The organism is Mycobacterium sp. AMU20-3851, from assembly GCF_043974665.1.
Taxonomy (GTDB): Bacteria; Actinomycetota; Actinomycetes; order Mycobacteriales; family Mycobacteriaceae; genus Mycobacterium.
Genome location: NZ_CP146371.1, coordinates 3,483,672 through 3,506,721 on the forward strand (window position 1 = coordinate 3,483,672; position 23,050 = coordinate 3,506,721).

22 protein-coding genes are annotated in these 23,050 nt (G+C 69.5%); 9 read left to right on the forward strand and 13 right to left on the reverse strand.

The features are described from left to right. The first annotated feature begins 160 nt into the window (after window positions 1-160). From V4U86_RS16735 to V4U86_RS16760, 6 genes are all read left to right on the forward strand, one after another. On the forward strand, window positions 161-1,192 hold the full coding sequence (locus tag V4U86_RS16735; protein ID WP_395307079.1) for a LacI family DNA-binding transcriptional regulator: 1,032 nt from the start codon (window positions 161-163) through the stop codon (window positions 1,190-1,192). A gap of 133 nt (window positions 1,193-1,325) precedes the next feature. Continuing rightward, entirely contained in the window at window positions 1,326-2,213 is an 888-nt protein-coding gene (locus V4U86_RS16740) for an ABC transporter permease (RefSeq protein ID WP_395307080.1), read from the forward strand. 29 nt (window positions 2,214-2,242) lie between these two features. Next, entirely contained in the window at window positions 2,243-3,286 is a 1,044-nt protein-coding gene (locus V4U86_RS16745) for an ABC transporter substrate-binding protein (protein WP_395307081.1), read from the forward strand. Window positions 3,287-3,299: 13 nt separating this feature from the next. Next, window positions 3,300-4,112, forward strand: a complete 813-nt coding sequence (locus tag V4U86_RS16750; protein WP_395307082.1) for an ABC transporter ATP-binding protein — start codon at window positions 3,300-3,302, stop codon at window positions 4,110-4,112. A 102-nt stretch (window positions 4,113-4,214) separates the two neighbouring features. Then, window positions 4,215-5,159, forward strand: a complete 945-nt coding sequence (locus V4U86_RS16755) for an alpha/beta hydrolase (protein ID WP_395307083.1) — start codon at window positions 4,215-4,217, stop codon at window positions 5,157-5,159. Window positions 5,160-5,259: 100 nt separating this feature from the next. Continuing rightward, entirely contained in the window at window positions 5,260-6,231 is a 972-nt protein-coding gene (locus V4U86_RS16760; RefSeq protein ID WP_395307084.1) for an IS481 family transposase, read from the forward strand. Between the two features lie 24 nt (window positions 6,232-6,255). Here V4U86_RS16760 and V4U86_RS16765 read toward each other — a convergent pair whose 3' ends face one another. The 7 genes from V4U86_RS16765 to rimP form a co-directional block, all read right to left on the reverse strand. Then, window positions 6,256-7,569, reverse strand: a complete 1,314-nt coding sequence (locus V4U86_RS16765; protein ID WP_395307085.1) for an MATE family efflux transporter — start codon at window positions 7,567-7,569, stop codon at window positions 6,256-6,258. Then, the gene (locus tag V4U86_RS16770; protein ID WP_395307086.1) at window positions 7,562-8,572 is read right to left on the reverse strand and encodes a DHH family phosphoesterase; all 1,011 of its coding nucleotides are present in this window, start codon (window positions 8,570-8,572) and stop codon (window positions 7,562-7,564) included. The genes V4U86_RS16765 and V4U86_RS16770 overlap by 8 nt, the downstream gene beginning before the upstream one ends. Further along, entirely contained in the window at window positions 8,547-9,041 is a 495-nt protein-coding gene (rbfA, locus tag V4U86_RS16775) for a 30S ribosome-binding factor RbfA (protein ID WP_395307087.1), read from the reverse strand. The genes V4U86_RS16770 and rbfA overlap by 26 nt, the downstream gene beginning before the upstream one ends. Next, window positions 9,041-11,830, reverse strand: a complete 2,790-nt coding sequence (gene infB, locus V4U86_RS16780; protein WP_395307088.1) for a translation initiation factor IF-2 — start codon at window positions 11,828-11,830, stop codon at window positions 9,041-9,043. The genes rbfA and infB overlap by 1 nt, the downstream gene beginning before the upstream one ends. A 78-nt stretch (window positions 11,831-11,908) precedes the next feature. Further along, window positions 11,909-12,286 (reverse strand): YlxR family protein, encoded by a 378-nt coding sequence (locus V4U86_RS16785; RefSeq protein WP_395307089.1) that lies wholly within the window; start codon window positions 12,284-12,286, stop codon window positions 11,909-11,911. A 52-nt stretch (window positions 12,287-12,338) separates the two neighbouring features. Beyond that, window positions 12,339-13,343 carry a transcription termination factor NusA gene (gene nusA / locus V4U86_RS16790; RefSeq protein ID WP_395307090.1) on the reverse strand — a complete coding sequence of 335 codons (1,005 nt, stop codon included), beginning with the start codon at window positions 13,341-13,343 and terminating at the stop codon, window positions 12,339-12,341. Beyond that, entirely contained in the window at window positions 13,340-13,882 is a 543-nt protein-coding gene (gene rimP / locus V4U86_RS16795; protein WP_395307091.1) for a ribosome maturation factor RimP, read from the reverse strand. The genes nusA and rimP overlap by 4 nt, the downstream gene beginning before the upstream one ends. A gap of 155 nt (window positions 13,883-14,037) precedes the next feature. On the opposite strand from rimP, the gene V4U86_RS16800 reads away from it, so the two are divergent. Beyond that, entirely contained in the window at window positions 14,038-14,571 is a 534-nt protein-coding gene (locus V4U86_RS16800) for a hypothetical protein (RefSeq protein WP_395307092.1), read from the forward strand. Next, entirely contained in the window at window positions 14,568-15,050 is a 483-nt protein-coding gene (locus V4U86_RS16805; protein WP_395307093.1) for a ferritin-like domain-containing protein, read from the forward strand. Before V4U86_RS16800 ends, V4U86_RS16805 begins: the two co-directional genes overlap by 4 nt. On the opposite strand, the gene V4U86_RS16810 is transcribed toward V4U86_RS16805, so the two are convergent. Genes V4U86_RS16810 through V4U86_RS16820 form a run of 3 tightly spaced genes read right to left on the reverse strand, consistent with a single transcriptional unit; the run spans window position 15,047 to window position 17,639 of the window. Next, entirely contained in the window at window positions 15,047-16,804 is a 1,758-nt protein-coding gene (locus tag V4U86_RS16810) for a proline--tRNA ligase (protein ID WP_395307094.1), read from the reverse strand. The genes V4U86_RS16805 and V4U86_RS16810 overlap by 4 nt on opposite strands. Before the next feature lie 11 nt (window positions 16,805-16,815). After that, on the reverse strand, window positions 16,816-17,466 hold the full coding sequence (locus V4U86_RS16815) for a VOC family protein (protein ID WP_395307095.1): 651 nt from the start codon (window positions 17,464-17,466) through the stop codon (window positions 16,816-16,818). A gap of 26 nt (window positions 17,467-17,492) precedes the next feature. After that, window positions 17,493-17,639, reverse strand: coding sequence for a hypothetical protein (locus tag V4U86_RS16820; protein WP_395307096.1), 147 nt, complete (start codon window positions 17,637-17,639; stop codon window positions 17,493-17,495). Window positions 17,640-17,891: 252 nt separating this feature from the next. On the opposite strand from V4U86_RS16820, the gene V4U86_RS16825 reads away from it, so the two are divergent. Continuing rightward, window positions 17,892-18,794 carry an alpha/beta fold hydrolase gene (locus V4U86_RS16825; RefSeq protein ID WP_395307097.1) on the forward strand — a complete coding sequence of 301 codons (903 nt, stop codon included), beginning with the start codon at window positions 17,892-17,894 and terminating at the stop codon, window positions 18,792-18,794. On the opposite strand, the gene V4U86_RS16830 is transcribed toward V4U86_RS16825, so the two are convergent. The 3 genes from V4U86_RS16830 to V4U86_RS16840 all read right to left on the reverse strand — a co-directional run bounded on the left by V4U86_RS16830 (window position 18,757) and on the right by V4U86_RS16840 (window position 22,940). After that, window positions 18,757-20,247 (reverse strand): MFS transporter, encoded by a 1,491-nt coding sequence (locus V4U86_RS16830; protein ID WP_395312085.1) that lies wholly within the window; start codon window positions 20,245-20,247, stop codon window positions 18,757-18,759. The genes V4U86_RS16825 and V4U86_RS16830 overlap by 38 nt on opposite strands. A 129-nt stretch (window positions 20,248-20,376) precedes the next feature. Beyond that, a complete protein-coding gene (gene cobA / locus V4U86_RS16835) occupies window positions 20,377-21,579 on the reverse strand; it encodes a uroporphyrinogen-III C-methyltransferase (RefSeq protein ID WP_395307098.1) in 1,203 nt (400 codons plus the stop codon). Next, entirely contained in the window at window positions 21,576-22,940 is a 1,365-nt protein-coding gene (locus V4U86_RS16840; RefSeq protein WP_395312086.1) for a cobyrinate a,c-diamide synthase, read from the reverse strand. Before V4U86_RS16840 ends, cobA begins: the two co-directional genes overlap by 4 nt. Window positions 22,941-23,050 lie beyond the last annotated feature (110 nt).

The following is a 23,050-nucleotide window of genomic DNA, read 5'->3' on the forward strand; positions in this document are numbered from 1 at the left end:
TCCTTGTCTGAGGAGACTGTGAAATGTGTGCGGACCCGACGCCGCGGCCGGACCCTGATCGGGTGAACGGCGGCGCCTGCACTTCGGAATGCGCTTTCCAAGGTAAGCTGTCGCCACGCTCCGGTCAACCCCCGGAGCCCGGCGGCAAAGGCGGAACGGCATGGCGGCGGTGACCCTGCAGGATGTGGCGATGCGCGCGGGCGTCTCGCAGGCGACGGCATCCCGGGTGCTCAACGGCTCCAACCGGATCCCCGGCGAAGGGGTGGCCGACCGGGTACGCACGGCCGCACGGGAATTGGGTTACGTACCGAACGCGCAGGCACAAGCGCTGGCCAGGGCGTCCACCGGGTTGCTCGGCTTGATCGTGCACGATATCGCCGACCCGTACTTCTCCTCGATCGCGCGCGGCGTGCAGGCCGCCGCCCGGGCCGCCCGCAAGCAGGTACTACTGGCCGGCACCGATCGCGACTTCGACATCGAACGCGAGGCGGTGAGCACCTTCATCGCCCACCGCGCCGACGCCATCGTGCTGGCGGGCTCGCGTCAGAGCGGTGACCTCGACCGGGAACTGGAAGCCGAATTCGGCCGTTACCGCGCCAACGGCGGCCGGGTCGTGGTGATCGGCCAGCCGCTCGCGTTCGGTGGCGCCGTCGAACCGGAAAACCATTTTGCCTCAGCGGAATTGGCTGATGCCCTGGTGGCCTCCGGGCACCGGCAGTTCGCGCTGATCGGGGGCCCGGGCAATATCCGAACCTCGGTGGACCGGCGCAACGGATTCGTCGAGGCGCTCGGCAGGCACGGACTGACCCCGCTGGTCGAGGTGTCCGGTAACTTCGACCGCGACGGCGGCCATTCGGCCGCCCGCCGACTGGCCGCCGCACTGGATCTGGTTCCCGGGGGTGCCGAGCCGCCGGTCTGCGTGTTCGCGGTCACCGACGTGATGGCCATCGGGGCCATCGCCGCCTGGCGTGAACTGGGTCTGCAGGTGCCGCGCGATGTCTGCATCGCCGGTTTCGACGATATCCCCACCCTGCGCGACCATACCCCCAGCCTCACCACCGTGATTCTTCCGCTAGAGGAAATCGGTTCCCGTGCAGTCGATTTGGCTTTGCGGGACCACGACTGCGCCGACGACCTGCGGGAGCGGATCCCGGGGCGGATCGTATTGCGCGACAGCACCAAGCTGAGTTGATTCTCAGTTGGGGGCGACGCGCGCCACGTCGCGGTTGACAGTGTGCGCCACGTCACGTTAGTGTCGGAATCGCTTCGGAAAGCGCATTCCCAACGGGGTCACTCCCCGTTCACTGCGAACTAGAGGACATTCCATGGCGGTAACCGCATCGGCCCGCGTCCAGTCATCGGACTCCGGCACGCGGGCAGGATCCACCAACGGGCCCGCACGCGGCCGGTCATTCTCATTCTCACCGCGACGCACCCTCGCCAACACCTGGCGGCCGATCGTGCTGGTGTTCGCGCTGCTGGCCGGCTGGTGGGCAGTCACCGAGGCCGAGCTCGTCGCGCCCTACATCCTCCCCTCCCCGGCCGACACCTGGGCAGCAACTCAGCAGAATGCCGGGTACCTGGCGCAGAACACCTGGGTGACCACCTGGGAGACCGTCATCGGTTTCATCATCGCCGCCGTCATCGGCGTGTTCGTCGCGGTCATGATGATCTACTCGTCCAGCTTCGAGAAGACCGTCTACCCGCTGATTTTGTTCGCGCAGGTGATCCCGAAGATCGCGATCGCGCCGCTGTTCATCGTGTGGCTGGGATTCGGCCCCACCCCCAAGATCCTGGTGGCTGTGCTGATGGCCTTTTTCCCCATCGTGATCTCCGGACTGGCCGGCCTGCGCTCGGTGGATCCCGAAATCCTGGAGCTGACCTCCACAATGGGCGCCAGCCGGTTCAAGACCTTCATGAAGGTCCGCTTCCCGGCCTCCCTGCCGCAGCTGATGTCGGGTCTCAAGGTGGCCGCCACCCTCGCGGTCACCGGCGCGGTGGTCGGCGAGTTCGTCGGCGCCAACGAAGGTTTGGGCTACGTGATCCTGCAGGCCAACGGAAGCCTGGACACCGCAATGCTTTTCGCCGCCCTGATCATCATGTCGATTCTCGGGATCGTGCTCTTCGCGATCATCGAGATCGCCGAAAAGCTGCTCATCCCCTGGCACGCCTCCCGCCGTACCTCCAACTCCGCGTCGACCGCGGCCGTCTGACCCCCACCCCGAAAAACAGGAGACCATCGATGTTTTCTCTGAACCCTCGCGCCATCGGCGCGATCGCCGCGACCACCGCGATGCTGACGCTCACCGCCTGCGGGGGTGGCGGTGCAGGCGAGAACAATTCGGCCGCCGGCGGGGAAGGCACCACCCCGGTGACGCTGATGCTCAACTGGTACCCCTACGGTGAGCACGCCCCGCTGTACTACGGCGTGCAGGAGGGCATCTTCGCCGAGCATGGCATCGACCTGACCATCGATCCCGGCCAGGGCTCCACCCGCACCGCCCAGGCGGTCGGCGGCCAGCAGGTCGACTTCGGCTGGTCCGACACCGCCGCGGTACTGAGCAACATCGACCAGGGCGTCGACATCAAGAGCGTCGGGGTGTTCCTACAGACCACGCCGTCGGCCGTGCAGGTCTTCGCCGACTCCGGTATCGAGGAGCCCGCCGACCTGGCCGGGCGCACCATCGCGGTGTCGGCCGGGGACGCCCCCACCACCACCTTCCCGATGTTCCTGGCCGATGTCGGCCTGGAGCCGGGAGCCGTGAAGGAACAGAACCTGGATTCGGCGGGCAAGATGGCCGCACTGATGGCCGGCCGGGTGGACGGACTGATCGGCTTCGCCCACGACCAGGGCCCCACCATCGCCAACAAGAGCGGCCGGGAGATGCGCTACTTCCGCTACTCCGACGCCGGGCTGAACTTCTTCAGCAACGGCCTGATCACCCACAACTCGACCATCGGTGACAATCCGGAACTGGTGCAGTCGATGCTCGACGCGGTCAGCGAGTCCTACGAGGCGGCCAAGCAGGATCCCGAGGCCGCGGCCAAGGCCATGGTCGGTGTCGATCCGCAGACCCCGCCGGAGAACGTGCTGCTGCAGCAGTGGCAGGAGACGATCCCGTTGCTGAACACCCCGGCCACCACCGGCAAGGTTCCCGGCACCAACGCCGAGCAGGACTGGACCTCGACCATCGCCACGCTCAACGAGGCCGGTCTGCTCAAGACCGACAAGGCACCGGCCGACTACTGGGCATCGTCGTTCGTGCCCGCCGCCGCGGGAGAATAGGGAGAGCCCGATCATGACCTCCGCAACGATCACCGCACCGAGGACCACCGTGACCTCTGACGCCATCTCCATCGACAGCCTGACCGTCACGTTCAGCTCGAAACGGTCCACCGTGACCGCCGTGGACAACGTCGACCTGCGGGTCGCCCAAGGGGAGTTCGTCTCCATCGCCGGCCCCTCGGGGTGCGGCAAGTCGACCCTGCTGAAGGTGGTGGCCGGCCTGACCAACGCCACCTCCGGGGATGTCCGGCTGCGTGGCAAGCAGGTCAAGGGACCCCAGCGCGAGATCGGGTACGTCTTCCAGCGGGCCGCCCTGCTGGAATGGCGTTCGGTCCGCCGCAACATCCTGCTACAGGCCGAGATGCGCGGCATGCCCCGTAAGGAGGCGCAGTCCCGCTGCGACTTCCTGATCGAGATGACCGGACTCAGCGGATTCGAGAATGCCCTGCCTCACGAGCTCTCCGGCGGTATGCAGCAACGTGTTTCGCTGTGCCGGGCGCTGCTGCACCAGCCGGGTGTGCTGTTGATGGACGAGCCGTTCGGCGCCCTGGACGCACTGACCCGGGAGAAGATGAACGTCGAACTGCACCGGATCTGGCGCGAGACGGGCACCACCGTCGTGCTGGTGACGCACTCGGTGGCCGAGGCGGTGTACCTCGCCAACCGGGTCGTGGTGATGAGCCCGCGGCCGGGCCGCATCATCGAGACCCTCGATGTCGACCTGCCCGCCGAGCGCCAGTACGCCGAGACGATGGAACGCCCCGAATTCATCAAGGTGGCCAACCGGGTCCGCGATCTGCTGGGAAGTTCGGGCGCCGCGGACTGACGGCCGCATCGCCGTAACGAAAGCGGCCCGCACGGCGACGTATCGGGCAACGAACGTTGCGCGCCTCCGGGGGGTCTCGCGCCGACACAGGACGGGATTGCCATGACGAAAACCGTGTCCGCCCGCCGACTGGTGCTGGCCCTGATGGCCGCGCTCCTGCTCGGCGGCCTGATACAGCCCACCACCGCCTCGGCCTACTCGCGGCCCGGTCTGCCGGTCGAGACGTTGATGGTGCCCTCGGCGGCGATGGGCCGCGACATCCCGGTGCGTTTCCAGGGCGGTGGCCCGCGGGCCGTGTACCTGCTGGACGGCCTGCGGGCCCGCGACGACAACAACGGCTGGGACATCGAGACCGCGGCCTTCGAGACGTTCTTCGAGTCCGGTGTCTCGGTGGTGATGCCGGTGGGCGGCATGTCCAGCTTCTACACCAACTGGCAGGGCCCCGCCGTCGGCAACGGCCAGACCTACAACTACCAGTGGGAGACCTTCCTGACCTCGGAGTTGCCCGGCTACCTGGCCGCCAACAAGGGCATCTCCCCCACCGGCAATGCGGTGGTCGGGTTGTCGATGTCGGGCAGTGCGGCGCTGACGCTGGCCGCCTACTACCCCGGCCAGTTCCGCTACGCGGCCTCACTGTCGGGCTATCTGAACCTGTCCCAGGGACTGTGGCCGACGCTGGTCACCTTCGCGATGCTCGATGCCGGGGGCTTCAACTCGGTCGCCATGTGGGGTCTGGGCGGCGGCCCGGCCTGGCGGCGCAACGATCCCACCGTCAACGTCGGCAAGCTGGTCGCCAACGGCACCCGCATCTGGGTGTACTGCGGCACCGGGCGTCCGGGTGAGCTGGGCGGCGGCGGAGACGTCGCCGGTCAGGTGCTGGAGACCATCACCCTGGACAGCAACAAGAACTTCGCCCGCCAGTACCAGAGCGCGGGCGGCAGCAACGCCACGTTCAACTTCCCGTCCAACGGCACGCACGGCTGGGGTTACTGGGGCAGTCAGCTCAACGCCATGAAGGGCGACATCCAGGCCACGCTGGGCGCCTAGCTGTTGTGACCTTGGAGGTTGTTGACGGCGTGGCGGCTTGAAATGGGGAGGACCTCCTGACGGAGTGGATGTGTCTGGCATCTATCCGTAGGAGGTCCTCGTGTCTCACGTTAACGCTCGCACCAACCTGTTCGCACGTCGCTTGATCGTGGAGCGTGTCGCCGCGGGCTGGCCGCCAGCTCATGTCGCTGAACAACTGGGCATTTCGCGGGCCACGGTCTATAAGTGGCTGCGCCGCCATCGAGAGGGCGGTGAGGAGGCGTTGGCCGACCGGTCCTCGCGTCCGCACCGGATGCCGACGCGCACCAGTGAACACGTCGAGCGCAAAGTGCTCAGAGCTCGGCAGCGCCGCAAGCGCGGCGCGGTCGTGCTGGCCGCCGAGCTCGGGATGCACGCCTCGACGGTAGGCCGTGTCTTGGCGCGCCATCAGGTGCCGCACTTGAGTGCGATCGACCCGATCACGGGGCAGCCGGTGCGCTCGTCGCGGCGCAGCCCCAACCGCTATGAGTACCGCACCCCAGGAGCAATGGTCCACGTCGATGTCAAAAAGTTGGGACGCATCCCCAAAGGTGGCGGGTGGCGCCTGCACGGCCGCGACGCGAAGGTGTCAGTTGCCAACCGGCACAAGAAGACCAAGATCGGCTATGACTATGTGCACACCGCGATCGATGACCGCACCAGGCTGGCATACAGCGAAGTACTGCCCGACGAGAAAGACCTCACGTGCGCAGGATTCTTGCACCGAGCGATGGTGTGGTTCGCCGGCCACGGTGTGCGGGTGCGGCGGCTGCTGACGGACAACGCTTTGGTCTACCGGCGCGGCACCAATTGGGGCTGGGTGTGCACGGCCTGGGGACTGCGACGCAGGTTCATCAAGCCCGGCTGCCCCTGGACCAACGGGAAAGCCGAGCGTTTCAACCGGACCCTGCTCAATGAATGGGCCTACGCCCGACCCTGGACCTCCAGCAGCGTCCGCAAACGAGCACTTGACCGATTCCTGCGCCGATACAACACTCAACGAGGCCACTCCGCCCTCGGCGGGAAACCACCCATCACCAGACTCGCCGCCTGACAACAACGTGTCAGGTCACAACACCTAGCCGGCACCGGCCACCAGCCAGCGCCCGGAGAAGGCCCGCCAGCCGACGAATGCCAGTCGCAGCACCATGAACAGCGACAGGCCCGACCAGATGCCGATCAGCCCCCAGCCGTAGGCCAGCGACAGCCAGATCAACGGCAGGAAACCGATCAGCGCGCTGGCCAGGGTGGCGTTGCGCATGAAGGTGGCGTCCCCGGCGCCGAGCAGCACGCCGTCGAGGGCGAAGACGATCCCGGCGACCGTCAGCTGCCCGGTCAGGAACCACCACGGCACCGCGATCTCGTCGAGCACCGCGGCGTCGGAGGTGAACAGGCCGGGCAGCACCGGCGCGCCGAGCGCGAACAGCAGCGCGAACACCGCGGCGGCCGCGGTGGAGAAGACGGTGATGCGGACGGCCACCGATTTGGCGTGCCGGAGATGTCCCGCCCCCAGCGCCGCCCCGACCAGCGACTGCGCGGCGATGGCCAGCGAGTCCAGCACCAGGGCCAGGAAGTTCCAGAGTTGCAGCACCACCTGGTGGGCGGCGACGGCCGCGGCGCCGAACCGGGCCGCGACCGCCCCCGCCGACACGAAGCAGGCCTGGAAGGCCAGTGTCCGCAAGGCGAGGTCACGCCCCATCACCAGCTGGGCGCGCAGCACCGCGGGCTGCACCCGCAGCCCCACCTGTTCGACGAGCAGCGCCCGGCAGAACAGCACCGCCGCCAGCCACTGGCCGACGACGTTGGCCACCGCGGAACCCGTCAGCCCCAGGTGCGGTGCCCCCAGCCAGCCGAACACCAGTGTCGGACACAGGATCGCCGAGACGCCGAAGCCGACAAGGACGTAGCGCAGCGGACGGACGGTGTCCTGTACACCGCGCATCCAGCCGTTGCCCGCCATCGAGATCATGATCGCCGGGGCACCCAAGATGGCCACCCGCAACCAGGGCAGCGCCGCATCGGCAATCTGGGCTCCGCCGGCGATCAGGTTCAGCACCGGGACCGCCAGTGCCTGCACGGCGACCACCACCGTCAGCCCGAGTCCCAACGCCAGCCAGGTGGCCTGCACGCCCTCGGCGACCGCCGCGTCCCGGTTCCCGGCGCCGTAGAACCGCGCGGAGCGGGCCGTGGTCCCGTAGGACAGGAAGGTCAGTTGCGAGCTGACCAGCGCCAGCACCAGACCGCCGATCGCCAACCCCGCCAGACTCAGCGCACCGAGCCGTCCCACCACCGCGAGATCGAAGAGCAGGTAGAGCGGTTCGGCGGCGAGCACACCCAGGGCGGGCAGCGCCAGCGCCGCGATGCGTCGAGCGGTGACGGCTTCGTCAGCCAAGAGCGTCCTGCAGCGCGGCGACCACCTCGGCAGCCGGACCGGATGTGGTGTAACCGGCCGCCTTGCGGTGCCCGCCGCCACCGAACCGGGCGGCCACCGCCGAGATGTCCAGCGACTTGGATCGCATGGACACCGACCAGCGTTGCGGCGCGGTCTCCTTGAACACCGCGGCGACCTCGGCCTGCGCCGTGGTCCGCACGATGTCGACGATGCTTTCGACTTCTTCCGCGCGCGCCTTGGACCACTCCTCGTGCGCCACAACGGCATACACCAGTCCACGGCCGTCGGCGGCCCGGTCGTCCAGCCCGGCCGATCCCAGCACACGCGACAGCATCGGCAGCCACGCGAACGGGTGGGTGTCCATCAGCGTGCGGCTGATCTCGGCGTTGTCCACCCCGATGTCCAGCAGCCGGGCGGCCAGCCGGTGTGCCCGGGCGCTGGCCCACCGGAAGGAGCCGGTGTCGGTGGTCAGGCCGGCGTACAGGCAGTGCGCGACCGCCAGCTCGATCGGCTTGTCCCAGGCGTCCAGCAGATCGGCCACCAGCATGGTGGTCGAATCGGCCTTCGGGTCGACGAAGTTGGCGGTGCCGAACAGGCTGTTGGACGCGTGGTGGTCGATGACCAGAACCTCACGTCCGCCGGCGATCAACTCGGCCAGGTCACCCAGCCGGTTGACCGTCGGGATGTCCACCGTGACTACCAGGTCGGCGTCACGTCGGCAGCGGTCCGGGGACACCAGCAGGTGCCCGCCGGGCAGGCTGCGCAGCGACTCCGGGAGCTCGGCCGGAGTGGCGAAGCTGACCTGGACGTCCTTGCCGGCGGCGGTGGCGACCTGCGCCAACGCCAGGCCGGCGCCGATGGTGTCGGCATCCGGGTAGACGTGACAGACCACGACGATGGCGGCCGCGGCATCGAGCAACCGGGCCGCCCCCTGCGCGTCGACCCGCGGTCCGGGCAGCTGTGCTCGGTGTGCGGTCTCAGCGGTCGTATCGGTCGTCGTCACCGGTTTCCTCAGCGTCGAGTTCGTCCCCGCGAGCGTCTCCCCCGCTCACACGGTACGGGTCGGCGTCGCCCGCCGGTACCGCACCCTCTCGAACCCGCGCCAGATCGGCGTCCGCCGCCCGCACCTGGGACAGCAATTCCTCCATGCGGTTGGCCGCGTCCGGAACGGTGTCCCGGACGAAGGCCAGCGTGGGGGTGAACCGCACCCCGGTGCCCGCGCCCACCTTGGAGCGCAGCACACCCTTGGCACTCTCCAGTGCCGCCGCCGCGCCGGGATAGTCCGGCTCGTCCTCCAGCGTCGCGCCCAGCACCGTGTAGTACAGGGTGGCGTCGTGCAGGTCGGCGGTCACCTTCGCATCGGTGATGGTCACACCGGCCAGCCGCGGATCCTTGATCTCGTACTCGATGGCCGAGGCCACGATCGTGGAGATCCGCTTCGCCAGCCGGCGTGCCCGTGCCGGATCAGCCATCAGGTGCGCGCCTTCTCGACCAGCTCGTAGGTCTCGATGACGTCGCCTTCCTTGATGTCGTTGTACGTCAAGGTCAGACCACACTCGTAACCCTCGCGCACCTCGGTGGCGTCGTCCTTCTCACGCTTGAGCGAGGAGACCGTGAGGTTCTCGGCGACCACCACGTTGTCACGCAGCAGGCGGGCCTTGGCGTTACGCCGCATGATGCCCGACTGCACGAGGCAACCGGCGATATTGCCCACCTTGGACGAGCGGAAGATGGCCCGGATCTCGGCGCGGCCGAGTTCCTTCTCCTCGTAGACCGGCTTGAGCATGCCCTTGAGCGCGGCCTCGATCTCGTCGATCGCCTGGTAGATGATCGAGTAGTAGCGGATCTCCACCCCGTCGCGGTTGGCCAGCTCGGTGGCCTTGCCCTCGGCGCGGACGTTGAAGCCGATGATGATCGCGTCCGAGGCCGACGCCAGGTTGACGTTGGTCTCGGTGACGCCACCGACACCGCGGTCGATGACGCGCAGCTGCACCTCGTCGTCGATCTCGATGTTCATCAAGGCCTCTTCCAGCGCCTCGACGGTACCGGCGTTGTCGCCCTTGAGGATCAGGTTCAGCTGGCTGGTTTCCTTCAGCGCCGAATCCAGGTCTTCCAGGCTGATCCGCTTGCGGCTGCGTGCGGCCAGGGCGTTGCGCTTGCGCGCGCTGCGCCGGTCGGCGATCTGGCGGGCGATCCGGTCCTCGTCGACGACCAGCAGGTTGTCGCCGGCACCGGGCACCGAGGTGAAACCGATGACCTGCACCGGACGCGACGGCAGCGCCTCCTCGACGTCCTCGCCGTGCTCGTCGACCATGCGACGGACCCGACCGTAGGCGTCGCCGGCGACGATCGAGTCGCCGACCCGCAGCGTGCCGCGCTGGATCAGCACGGTCGCCACCGGGCCGCGGCCGCGATCCAGGTGTGCCTCGATGGCCACACCCTGGGCCTCCATGTCCGGGTTGGCCCGCAGATCCAGCGCCGCGTCGGCGGTCAGCAGGACCGCTTCCTCCAGCGCCTGGATGTTCACACCGTTCTTCGCCGAGATGTCGACGAACATGGTGTCGCCGCCGTAGTCCTCGGCCACCAGGTTGTACTCGGTGAGCTGGGCCCGGATCTTCTGCGGGTCCGCGCCCTCCTTGTCGATCTTGTTGACCGCGACCACGATCGGCACGTCGGCCGCCTGGGCGTGGTTGATCGCCTCCACCGTCTGCGGCATCACGCCGTCGTCGGCGGCGACCACCAGGATCGCGATATCGGTGGCCTTGGCACCGCGGGCACGCATGGCGGTGAACGCCTCGTGACCGGGGGTGTCGATGAAGGTGATCAGACGCTCGGTGCCCTCATGCTCGACGGCGACCTGGTAGGCACCGATGTGCTGGGTGATGCCACCGGCCTCGCCCTCGCGGACGTTGGCCTTGCGGATGGTGTCCAGCAGTCGGGTCTTGCCGTGGTCGACGTGACCCATGACGGTGACCACCGGCGGCCGGGACTCCAGGTCCTCTTCGCCGCCCTCGTCCTCGCCGTAGGTGAGGTCGAACGACTCCAGCAGCTCGCGGTCCTCGTCCTCCGGGGACACGACCTGCACGACGTAGTTCATCTCGCTGCCGAGCAGTTCCAGGGTCTCGTCACCCACGGACTGGGTCGCGGTGACCATCTCGCCGAGGTTGAACAGCGCCTGCACCAGTGCGGCCGGGTTGGCGTTGATCTTGTCGGCGAAGTCGCTCAACGAGGCACCGCGCGCCAGCCTGATCGTCTCGCCGTTGCCGTGCGGCAACCGCACGCCACCGACGACCGGGGCCTGCATGTTCTCGTATTCGGCCCTTTTCGCGCGCTTGCTCTTACGGCCGCGACGCGGTGCGCCGCCGGGACGACCGAAGGCACCCGCGGCACCGCCACGCTGGCCGGGACGGCCACCGCCGCCACCACCGCCGGGACGGCCACGGAAGCCACCGGCTGCCGCGCCACCACCGGCACCGGCACCGGCGCCGCCGCCGGCACCACCACCGCGGTAGTTGCTGCCGCCGCCACCGGCGCCGCCGGGGCGACCGCCGGGTGCCGGACGACCACCGGGACCGGGCCGCGGGCCGCCGGGACGGCCGACCGCGCCGGGACGGGCGCCGGGCGGACGCGGCGGCATGTTGCCGGGCGTCGGGCCGGGACGCGGACCGCCACCGGGGCGCGGGGCGCCCGGGCGGGGACCGCCGGGACCGGCCGCCGGACGCGGCGCCGGGCGTTCGGCCGGCTGCTGCGAGGAGAACGGGTTGTTGCCGACCCGCGGCGCACGCGGCGCGGGCTTGGGACCCGGAGTCGGGCCGGGACGCGGACCGGGGGTCTGGGTACCGGCCGATGCGGCGGGAGCCGCCGGGGCCGGAGTCGGCGCCGGGCCGGGGGTCTGGGCCGGCTTCGGACCCGGGGTCTGGACCGGAGCCTGGGCGGCCGGAGCGGCGGGTGCCGCCGGCGTGGGCGCCGGTGCCGGTGGGGCCGGCGGGGCCGGAGGGGCTTGAGGTGCCGGCTTCGGGCCGGGCTTGGGGCCGCCGGACGGGGCGGCCGGCTTGCCGGGCGCCTTCGCGGCGGGCGCATCGGCGGGTGCGGCGGACTTGCCGCCACCGAACGACTCGCGCAGACGGCGGGCCACCGGGGCCTCCACCGTCGACGACGCGGATTTCACGAATTCGCCCTGATCGCTCAGCCGGGCGAGAACTTCCTTACTTGTGACACCGAGTTCCTTAGCCAACTCGTGCACGCGGGCCTTACCTGCCACTACTTCTCCTCGTCTGGAGGCGTCAGCGGTGGTTGGGCCGCGCCTCGGGTTTAGCTATGACGCATGGTCATCGGGACTTCACGGTGTGCTCATGTTCTTCGCTACCTGTTCTCTAACCGGTGGGCCGCATTCCTCAGCGCCATGCCAGGCGTTGACGTACTCGACCACCGCGGATGTGTCCGGTGAACCGGCGATGCGCAACGCTCGAACGAACGCTCGCCGACGGAGTGCTGCTTCCAGACATTGCTGGGCAGGATGCAACCATGCACCCCGCCCCGGCAGGTTACCCGCTGTATCGACAATCACGGCGCAATTGCCGGGCCTGTCGGGTACAGCGGCCACTCGAAGCAGTTCGACGGCCAGTTCTCGCTTCCGGCACCCCACACACGTCCGCACCGGACCGTCGGGGCTCCGGTGCGCACGAGACGGGATGACCGGAGTCTCGCGCTGGATCACGACTCAGTCTACCGTCACCGTTCCCGCAGACAGAATCGCGTGTCGGGACGGCTCACCCGGCGCCGGGTTCGGGGGCCGCGTCACTGCGGATATCGATGCGCCAGCCGGTGAGCCGGGCCGCCAGCCTGGCGTTCTGCCCCTCCTTGCCGATCGCCAGCGACAGCTGGAAGTCCGGCACCACCACGCGGGCCGCCCGGGTGTTCTCGTCGATGACGGTGACCGACACGACCTTGGCCGGGGACAGCGCGTTGGCGACGAATCGGGCCGGGTCGTCGTCGAAGTCGATGATGTCGATCTTCTCGCCGGACAGTTCGCTCATCACATTGCGGACCCGCTGCCCCATCGGGCCGATGCAGGCGCCCTTCGCGTTCAGCCCCGGGACCCGGGAGACGACGGCGATCTTGGACCGGTGACCGGCCTCACGCGCGACCGCGACGATGTCGACCGACCCGTCGGCGATCTCGGGTACCTCCAGGGCGAACAGTTTGCGGACCAGGTTCGGGTGCGTCCGGGACAGCTCGATCTTGGGCTCGCGCACCCCGCGGGACACCCCGATGACATAGCAGCGCAGCCGGTCGCCGTGCTCGTACGCCTCACCGGGCACCTGCTCGGCCGGCCGGATCATGCCGTCGGAACCCTTGGCCTCGGTACCCACCCGGACCACCACGTTGCCGCGGGTGTTCTCCCGGGCGTCACGCTGCACGACGCCGGCGACGATGTCGCCCTCGCGGGCCGAGAACTCCCCGTACATCTTCTCGTTCTCGGCGTCGCGCAGCCGCTGCAGGATCACCTGGCGCGCGGTGGTCGCCGCGATACGGCCGAATCCCTCTGGGGTGTCGTCCCATTCGTTGATGAGGTTGCCGTCGGCATCGGTCTCGCGGGCCATCACCTTGACCACGCCGGTCTTGCGGTCGACGTCGATACGCGCGTCGGCCTCGTGCCCCTCGGTGTGCCGGTAGGCGGTCAGCAACGCGGATTTGATGGTCTCCACGACGATATCGACCGAGATTCCCTTATCCGCCTCGATGGCATGCAATGCCGCCATGTCGATGTTCACTCGCCGTCCCCCTTTCCAGTCTGCTCGGACAGTTCCAACTCACGCCTGTTCGGCGGTGAAAATTCAACTTGCACAGTCGCTTTGGTGATCTCGTCGACGCGCAGTCGGCGGACCTCGAAGTCCTTGCCCACCGGGGCGACGAGGTCCACCACCCCGTCGGTCGTCTGCCCGAGCCGGCCGGTCACGCTCGCGCCGCCGGCCAGCGCCACCTCGACCTTGCGGCCACGGGCGCGGCGGAAATGCTTCTCCGAGGTCAACGGGCGGTCCACCCCGCGGGAGGTGACTTCCAGGACGTAGGGCGCGAAGTCGGTATCGACGACATCGAGGGCCGCGGACGCCAACCGGGACAGCGTGGCCACCGCGTCGAGGTCGAGACCCTCTTCGGAATCTGCGATGACGGTGATCCTCGGCGGCCGAGTCGGCGTGATCGTCACGTCTTCGACTTCGTAACCCGCGCGCGCGAACTCACCGTCGAGGAGTTCGATCACCTGCTCCCGGGTCGGGAGTCGCGCAGACCGCAGCGGGTCATCCGATGCCACGGCGAGCTCCTCATCTTGAGTTGTGCGGACGTTGTGCGGACACTTCTCCCGGCCCGCCGGACCGGGGAATCGACTACCAAACGATACGCCAGCCGAGACACTGCTTTGGCCAAACCGACCGCAGCCGAACCATCGGCCCAGGCCAACATGGCAGGATGTTCGACGTGCCGAGCGCCCCACCCACCCTGAACCGGCGCAGCCTGTTGATCTCCGCGATCCCGGCGACCCTGGCCCTGGGACTGCTCGCCGGCACCACGGCGTGCGCACCGCCGGCTCCCCCGGCCGATCTCGATGACCTGCGCGGGCAGTTCGACCGGGCCGAAGCCGACAGCCGACTCGCCGGCGAGGCGGCGTTGGCAGCACGGGTCCCCACGGTGGCCACGTTGACCGCCATCGCCGCCGAACGGACCGCGCACGCCCGTGCGCTGGCCGATGAGATCACCCGGCTGACCGGCGGGGACAGCGCCGCGACCAGCACGACCCCGACCACCGGCACCGGCGGTCCCGCGGCGCCGGACGCCAAGCCGAGCGTCACCGCGGTGGCCCGGGCGCTGCGCGAATCCGCCGACGAGGCGTCCCGGCTCGCCGCGCGGATGAGCGGCTACCGGGCCGGCCTGCTGGGTTCCATCGCCGCGTCCTGCACGGCGTCCTATCAGGTGGCCCTCGGCGATCCGGAGAACAAGTCATGACCTCGGCCGAGCCCAGCCCGGACCCGAACCGTCCCGGCGACGCGGCGGACGCCGCCCTGTTCGACGCGGTCGCCACCGAGCACGGCGCCATCTACGGCTACGGCGTGGTGTCCGCACACTCCACCCCCGAGGACAACGCGCTGGTCGCCGAGGCGATGGCGCAGCACCGGGGCCGCCGCGAGGAGGCCCTGGAGATGCTCGCCGCCCGCTCGGTGACCGCGCCGCTGCCGGCAGCCGGCTACCAGTTGCCGATGGAGGTGGCCGACCCCGGCGATGCCGCCGAACTGGCGGTGCGGATGGAGTCCGACACGGCCACCGCCTGGCGGGCGGTGCTGGAGCAGGCCAGCACGGAAGCCGACCGCGCCTACGCGGTCACCGCGATGACGCAGGCCGCGGTGCTGGCCGCCCGGTGGAACCAGGTGCTCGGGGCGAACCCGATCACCGTCGCCTTCCCGGGCGGCCCGGAAACCGCAGGTTAGCCGCGCAAACTAGCTGCCACCTCGGCGGCCGCGCCGTCGACCGCGAGTTCGCGGGCCTCACCGGTGAACCGGTTGCGCAGTTCGACCACCCCGTCGGCCCAGCCACGCCCGACCACCACGATCCAGGGCATGCCGAGCAGTTCGGCGTCCTTGAACTTCACCCCCGGCGAGGCGGTGCGGTCGTCGAACAGCACCTCGAACCCCAGCCGGGACAGCTCGTGGGCCAGCTCGGTCGCGCCTTGCCGGGCCCCGGCGTCCTTGTTGGCGATGACGACGTGCACATCGAAGGGCGCCACGGCCCCGGGCCAGCGCAACCCGATCTCGTCGTGCTGCTGTTCGGCGATCACGGCGACCAGCCGGGACACCCCGATGCCGTAGGAGCCCATGGTCAGGCGCAACGGTTTGCCGTTCTCGCCGAGCACGTCGGCGCTGAACGCGTCGGCGTACTTGCGGCCGAGCTGGAAGATGTGACCGATCTCGATACCGCGCGCCGAGGTGAGCGCGCCGGCGCCGTCCGGGGACGGGTCACCGTCGCGCACCTCGGCGGCCTCGATGGTGCCGTCCGGGGTGAAGTCGCGGCCGGCGACCAGACCCACGACGTGCCTGTTGGGCGCATCCGCGCCGGTGATCCAGGACGTGCCGGACACCACCCGCGGATCGACGAGGTATCGAACTCCGTTGTCCTGCAATCCCTTCGGACCGACATAACCCTTCACCAGGAACGGGTTCGCCGCGAAATCGGCGTCGTCGAGCAGCGCGAACTCGGCCGGCTCCAGCGCCGCGCCGAGCCGCTTCTCGTCCACCTCGCGGTCGCCGGGCACACCGACCCCGAGCAGTTCCCAGTCGCCGCCCGGCTCGCGGGTCTTGAGCAGCACGTTCTTCAGCGTGTCGGCGGCGGTGACCGCGCGGCCCTCGAACCGGGCCAGGCCCGCGGAGTTGGCCCAGTCCACCAGGGTCGCGATGGTCGGGGTGTCCGGGGTGTCGTGCACCTCAGCGGCCGGCTGACCCTCGATCGGCAGATCCGCGGGCGCCCGGGTGATCACGGCCTCGACGTTGGCGGCATACCCGGACTCCAGGCAGCGCACGAAGGTGTCCTCGCCGATCTCGCTTTCGGCCAGGAACTCCTCGGACGCGCTGCCGCCCATCGCCCCGGACACCGCCGAGACGATGACGTACCGGACGCCGAGCCGGTCGAAGATCCGCTGGTAGGCCTCGCGATGGTTGTGGTAGGCGGTCTTGAGGCCGTCATCGTCGACGTCGAAGGAGTAGGAGTCCTTCATGACGAATTCGCGGCCGCGCAGGATGCCGGCGCGCGGCCGCGCCTCATCGCGGTACTTGGTCTGGATCTGGTACAGCAGGACCGGCAGATCCTTGTAGGAGGAGTACTCGCCCTTCACGGTCAGGGTGAACAGTTCCTCGTGGGTGGGCCCCAGCAGGTAGTCGTTGTTGCGCCGGTCCTGCAGCCGGAACAGGGTGTCGCCGTACTCCGTCCAGCGGTTGGTGGTCTCGTACGGGGCGCGCGGCAGCAGCGCGGGCAGCAGGATCTCCTGGCCACCGATGGCGTTCATCTCCTGGCGGACGATGTTCTCGATCTTGCGCAGCACCCGCAGGCCGAGCGGCAACCAGCTGTAGATCCCCGGGCCGACGGCGCGCACGTAGCCCGCGCGGATCAGCAGCTTGTGGCTGGGGACTTCGGCGTCTGCGGGGTCGTCACGCAGGGTTCGCAGGAACAGCTCGGACATACGGGTGATCACGAGCGATCAGCCTAGTCGCGCCCCTGCCAGGTGCAGACGCACACCTCGTTGCCTTCGACGTCGGCGAGAACCCAGAACGCCGGCGCCGCATCCGCGGACACCAGCCGTCCACCCGCGGCGAGCGCCGCGTCGATGCGGGCCTGGGCGTATTCGGGCGGCACGTCGACGTCGAGGTGGATCCGGTTCCGGTGCGCATGGCGCGGCCGGTCCATCTGCTGGAACCAGATCACCGGCCCGCGGCCGAGCGGGTCGACGAGGGCGCCGGGCGGTAGATCCGGTGGATGTGGGCCGTCGACGTACCCGGTGACCGCCCGCCAGAACGGCCGCACCGCGGTGATGTCCAGCGCGTCGATCGCGATCTCCACCGCCTGCGGGGTCGCGGTGGCGTCGCCGGGCTCGGTGACCAGATCCGCGGTGGCCAGCGCCGCGCTGATCCGCCGGGCCAGCGCCAGGTCCAGTTCCGTCACGGTGCCGGTGGCGCGGTCGTGCAGGCGCAGCACCGCGCGCTGGTCGGCCAGGTCGATGCTCAGGTGCCCGGCGCCGTCGGCACCCGCGGCATCGACGGCGGCGGCTGCGGCGCGCACCGCCTCACCGAGCGAGCCGACCGCCACGTGCGTGATCAGCGTGCCCAGCACCAGCCGCCAGCCGATCGGGTCGACCACCTCGGAACACCGTTGCCGAGAGGGACTCACAGCTGTCCCGCTTCGACGGCTTCCCTGGTGTGCGTGGCGGTGGCGATCTGGCCGGCCAGGTTGTAGACCATCGGCGTCACCGCCGACACCGGCCCGAGCACACTGTCGGACAGTCGCGTACCCGCCAGCTCGGATCCGGACATGGCTTACCACCCTACCGAGGACAGCGGGCGGCCGGAGCCGTGCAGAGCACCGGATTCATCCACAGGATTCATCCACAGGTGTGGAGAAATTACATCGTTGTGATTTTTCGGGCACGGCGGTCAGGGGCGCACAAACGTGGGCGCGCGCCGAGCCTAAATCGCATTGACCAGCCTTTACCCACCAACATCGGATTCCAAACCTGCATTCCACACTTTTGTTTGGCCGGAGCTCGGACGGGCAAGCCCGAGGAGGTGAGCGCACCGGTATCCGCCCCAGTCCGACACCGACGCGCCGTCATCGACGGCGTCGACACGTTCTACCGGGAAGCCGGTCCGCCCGGGGCCGAGGTGCTGCTGCTCCCCCACGGCTATCCGTGTTCGTCCTACGCCTTCCGCAACCTGCTACCCGCCCTGGGTGACCGCTGGCGCCTGCTGGCGCCCGATCTGCCCGGCTTCGGCTACAGCGCGACGCCGCCGGTGCACGAATTCGGGTACACCTTCGACGCCTACGGGCGCTTCCTCCGCAGCTTCGCCGACGAAATGGGCCTGCAGAGGTACGCCCTCTGGCTGCACGACTACGGCTCGCAGTTCGGGCTGCAGCTGGCCATGTCCGCGCCGGAACGGGTCACCGGGCTGATCATCCAGAACGGGGACATCTACCCGGAAGCCTTCGGGCCGAAGTACGACTTTCTCAAGAAGGCCTGGGACAACCCCGGGCCCGACGCCCGGCGCAGCATCGCCGAGCACGTGACCGAGTCCGGGTTCCGCAGCGAGTTCGTCGGGGAACTGCCCGACCATCTCGCCGATCGGATCAGCCCGGATCTGTGGCGGCTGCACTGGGACCTGATGAACACGCCGGAGCGCATCGCGAATCTGATCCGGTTGCTGGAGGACCAGCCCCGCACGCTGCGGAACTTCCCGGCCGAGCAGGCCTACCTGCGGGAGCACACGCCGCCCGCCCTGATCGTGTGGGGCGTCAACGACGGGTACATGCCCGAGGCGTCAGCGCGGGCCTATCTTCGGGACCTGCCCGACGCCGCGCTGCACACCTTCGACGGGGGCCACTGGCTGCTGGAGACGCATCTGGGTGAGGTGGTGCCGCTGGTGCGGGACTTCCTCAGTGCTCGAGCTCTCCCGCGTCGATCGCATCCTTGACCTCTTGGGCGTGCGCGACCTCCTCGGCCGTGTACCGGATGAACAGCGCCACCGCACCGACCACGACGGCGACCGCAGCCACCCACAGCAGGCCGTAGGTGTAACCCTGGTCCAGGGCGTGCAACTGGTCCGGGTTCATGTTCTTCACCGGGCCGGTGGTGCCACCGAGGTAGAGCGTGCGCGAGGTGATGACGGCCTGGATGACCGCCAGCACCACCGGGCCGCCCAGGTTCTGCAGCATCAACGCGATCGCGGACACCGGGCCGATCTCGTCGAAGCCCACCCCGGCGATCGCCGAGACGGTCAGCGGCACCACGATCATGCCGATGCCGAAGCCGCCGACGGTGATGGGCAGCACCAGGTTCGGGAAGTACGGGATGTCGCCGTGCAGTGTCGAGCCGTAGATCATCGCGGACAGCACCAGGACACCGCCGGCGATCACCAGCCAGCGTGGCGCGAACCGGGACACCAATTGTGAGGACACGCCCAGGCCGATGCCGAGCGCGATCACGAACGGGATGAAGCCGATACCGGCGCGCAGGGCGCTGTAGCCCATGATGTCCTGCACGTACAGGCCGATCAGCACGGTCAGGGTGAACATCACGCCACCGGCCAGGAAGACCGCCGCGAAGGTGGCCACCCGGTTGCGGTCGCGGAACAGCGAGAACGGCACCACCGGGTTCTCCGCGGCGCGTTCGGCGTAGAGGAACGCCAGCCCGAAGATTCCGGCCGCGGCCAGCGAGCCGAGCGTCAGCGGGGAGATCCAGCCCTTCTCCGGGCCCATCGAGAAGCCGAACACCGCGGCGGTGCAGGTCAGGGTGGCCAGGATCGCGCCCGCGGCATCCAGCTTCATCCGGGCCTTGCTGGTCTCGGTGAGGTGGGTGCGGGCCAGGTACAGCATGAGCAGGCCGATCGGCACGTTGACCAGGAACGCCCAACGCCAGGAGACCTCGGTGAGCGCGCCGCCGACGACCAGCCCCATCACCGAACCGATGCCGGTCATGGCGGCGAACACGGCGGTGGCCGAGTTGCGGGCGGGACCCTTGGGGAAGGTGGTGGCGATCAATGCCAGGCCGGTCGGCGACGCGATGGCCGCGCCGACGCCCTGCAGCAGGCGGGCGATGACGAGGGTGGCCTCGTCCCAGGCCACACCGCACAGCACCGAGGCGATGGTGAACAGCGCGACGCCGACGATGAAGGTGCGCTTGCGGCCGATGGTGTCGCCGAGGCGACCGCCCAGCAGCATCAGGCCACCGAAGGTCAGCACATAGGCGGTGATCACCCAACTGCGGCCGGCGTCGGAAAGCCCCAGCTCATCCTGAATCTTAGGAAGCGCGACGATCGCGACCGTGCTGTCCATGGTCGCGAGCAACTGCATACCACCGATGGCGATGACGGCGGCGATGAAGTTCCAGGGCGGCAACCACGCGGGTAACCTGCTGTTTTGTCGCATATCCCCCCGGCCGACTGGTACCGGTAGAGCCCGGTTGCTGCCGTCTGCGTCGTCCCGGCGGCCGGATTTGCGTCCGGCGTCGTTGAGAGCAGTCATACCGGGCTACTTTACAGTAATCTTAGAAATCCTTTAGTTACCGAAGCCTGCCACGGGCCCGATCACGATGATCGCGGGCGGTCGGATGCCCTCCGCACGGACCCGCTCACCGACGTCGGAGAGCGTCGCGCGCAACGTCCGTTGCGCGGCCGTGGTGCCGTGCTGCACCACCATCACCGGCGTATCCGCTGGTCTACCGCCCGCCAGCAGCGCCTGGGCGAACAGCTCGATCCGTTCGACGGCCATTAGCAACACGATCGTGCCCGACATCGCGGCCAGTGCATCCCAATTCACTAACGATTCGGGATGGTCGGGCGCAACATGCCCGCTGACCACCACGAACTCGTGCGTGACGTGGCGATGCGTGACCGGGATGCCGGCCAGCGCGGGTACCGCTATGGCGCTGGTCACACCCGGCACGACGGTCACCGGCACGCCGGCCTCGGCACACGCGATCACCTCCTCGTAGCCGCGGGCGAACACGAACGGGTCCCCGCCCTTGAGCCGCACCACGAACTTGCCCTGCCTGGCCCGGTCGATCAGGACTTCGTTGATCGCCTCCTGCGCCATCGCCCGTCCGTACGGGATCTTCGCCGCGTCGATCACCTCGACGTGCGGCGGCAGCTCGGCCAGCAGTTCCGGCGGGGCGAGCCGGTCGGCGACAACCACGTCGGCGTGCGCCAGCAGGCGTCGGCCACGCACCGTGATCAGCTCGGGGTCCCCGGGTCCCCCACCGACCAGTGCCACGCCCTCGCGCACCACATCGCCGTCGCCGCCCCGGTCGGTGATCACGCCGCGCTGCAGGGCCTCGTGGATGGCCGACCGGATGGCGGCCGAGCGGCGGTGCTCCCCGCCGGCCAGCACGCCGACCGATAGCCCCTCGTAGTCGAAGGTGGCCGGGGTGACGGCGGTGCCCTCGCGGGCCACATCGGCGCGCACACAGAAGATGCGCCGCCGCTCGGCGCCCGCCACGATCGCGGCGTTGACGTCCGGATCGTCGGTGGCGGCCAGCACATACCAGGCGCCGTCGAGATCCTCGTCGCGGAAATCACGCAGAGCCAAGGTGATCGGCGCGAACGCCTCCACCGCGGGGGTCGCTGCGCGGGCGATGACGTGCACGTCGGCGCCGGCGGCGATCAGCAGGGGCAACCGTCGTTGGGCCACGGTGCCGCCGCCCACCACGACGACCTTGCGGCCCTCCAGACGCAGGCCGACCAGGTAGGCGTTCTCTGTCACCCGCCGAGCTTAAAGGTTGCGCCCGCGGCGACGAAGCGGGAGCTGGCCTGTGGGTGCGCCGCCGGATGTGTATGCAGGTAGCCGGCGTGCACGCCGCGGTGCACGGCACCGTCGCCGACGCGGTGCCCGGCGGCCGAGCCGAACACCCAGGCGCTCGGATAGTCCTGTCCGAAAGCCACTGCGGTGCGGTGGAACTCGTGCCCGCTGACCCGCTCGCCGGTGGTGTGCAGTGCCGAGTCGGTGACCGCCACCGCGTCCCGGTAGCCGAGGGTGAGTCGTTCGGTGAACCGCGCCGAGCCCGACAGCACCCCACACATCGGCACCCCGTCGAGGTCGTCGACCAGGTAGGTGAGCCCGGCGCATTCGGCGTGCACCGGGGCGCCCGCCGCGGCCAGTGCCCGGATCTGGGTGCGCACCGTCTCGTTCGCCGACAGTTCGGCGGTGAACTGTTCGGGGAATCCGCCCGGAATGACCAGCGCTGCGGTGTCCTCGGGCAGCGGGTCGATCAGCGGGTCGAAGTCCACGACGTCCGCCCCGGCGGCGGCCAGCAGTTCCCGGTGTTCGGCGTAACCGAAGCTGAAGGCCCGGCCCGCGGCCAGCGCGACGGTCACCTTCGAGTCGGCGGTACCCGTCGGCGGGGACCAGGGCGGCGCGGACACCGAGGCGGCGGCCACTGCCGCGACGGCTGCGACATCGACGTGAGCGGCCACCAGATCGGTCATGGCGGCCACCGCGCGTTCGGCGAGCGCTCCGTACTCGACGGCGGTCACCAAGCCCAGGTGCCGGGACGGCACCTCCAACTCGGCGGCCCGCGGGATGGCGCCGAGCACCGGGACACCGACCTGTTCACAGGCCTGCCGCAGCACCGCCTCGTGACGCGGGGTCCCGACCCGGTTCAGGATCACCCCGGCCATCCGGGTCGAGGTGTCGAACGTCGAAAACCCGTGCAGCAGAGCGGCGATGCTGTGACTTTGGCCACGCGCGTCGACCACCAGCAGCACCGGGGCACCGAGCAGGCCGGCGACGTGCGCGGTCGACCCCTGCGCCGGCCCGACCCCGTCCGGGGAGATCCGGCCGTCGAACAGGCCCATCACCCCTTCCACGACGGCGATGTCGGCGTGCGCGGCGCCGTGCCGGTACAGCGGCCCGATCAGCGGTTCGCCGACCAGCACCGGGTCCAGGTTGCGGCCCGGCCGACCGGAGGCCAGTGCGTGGTAACCGGGGTCGATGAAGTCGGGACCGACCTTGAACGGCGCGACCCGGTGCCCTGCACGGCGCAGGGCGCCCATCAAACCCGTTGCGACCGTGGTCTTCCCGCTGCCCGACGCGGGCGCGGCGATGACGACCGCCGGCGTGCTCACACCCATGCCCACTCCCCGCGAGCGTGCGTGTCTGCAGACGACACGCCGCCCGAGAAAGCGAGTTCACGCACGCTCGGCCGGGTCTCGTCGGCCAGGCACGTCACCCCACC

What these genes read in the sequence shown, in the direction of transcription:
- V4U86_RS16735 (WP_395307079.1), top strand. Translation starts at nt 161, where the DNA reads ATGGCGGCGGTGACCCTGCAGGATGTGGCGATGCGCGCGGGCGTCTCG.
- V4U86_RS16740 (WP_395307080.1), top strand. Translation starts at nt 1,326, where the DNA reads ATGGCGGTAACCGCATCGGCCCGCGTCCAGTCATCGGACTCCGGCACG.
- V4U86_RS16745 (WP_395307081.1), top strand. Translation starts at nt 2,243, where the DNA reads ATGTTTTCTCTGAACCCTCGCGCCATCGGCGCGATCGCCGCGACCACC.
- V4U86_RS16750 (WP_395307082.1), top strand. Translation starts at nt 3,300, where the DNA reads ATGACCTCCGCAACGATCACCGCACCGAGGACCACCGTGACCTCTGAC.
- V4U86_RS16755 (WP_395307083.1), top strand. Translation starts at nt 4,215, where the DNA reads ATGACGAAAACCGTGTCCGCCCGCCGACTGGTGCTGGCCCTGATGGCC.
- rbfA (WP_395307087.1), bottom strand. Translation starts at nt 9,041, where the DNA reads ATGGCTGATCCGGCACGGGCACGCCGGCTGGCGAAGCGGATCTCCACG.
- V4U86_RS16800 (WP_395307092.1), top strand. Translation starts at nt 14,038, where the DNA reads ATGTTCGACGTGCCGAGCGCCCCACCCACCCTGAACCGGCGCAGCCTG.
- V4U86_RS16805 (WP_395307093.1), top strand. Translation starts at nt 14,568, where the DNA reads ATGACCTCGGCCGAGCCCAGCCCGGACCCGAACCGTCCCGGCGACGCG.
- V4U86_RS16820 (WP_395307096.1), bottom strand. Translation starts at nt 17,639, where the DNA reads ATGTCCGGATCCGAGCTGGCGGGTACGCGACTGTCCGACAGTGTGCTC.
- V4U86_RS16830 (WP_395312085.1), bottom strand. Translation starts at nt 20,247, where the DNA reads ATGCGACAAAACAGCAGGTTACCCGCGTGGTTGCCGCCCTGGAACTTC.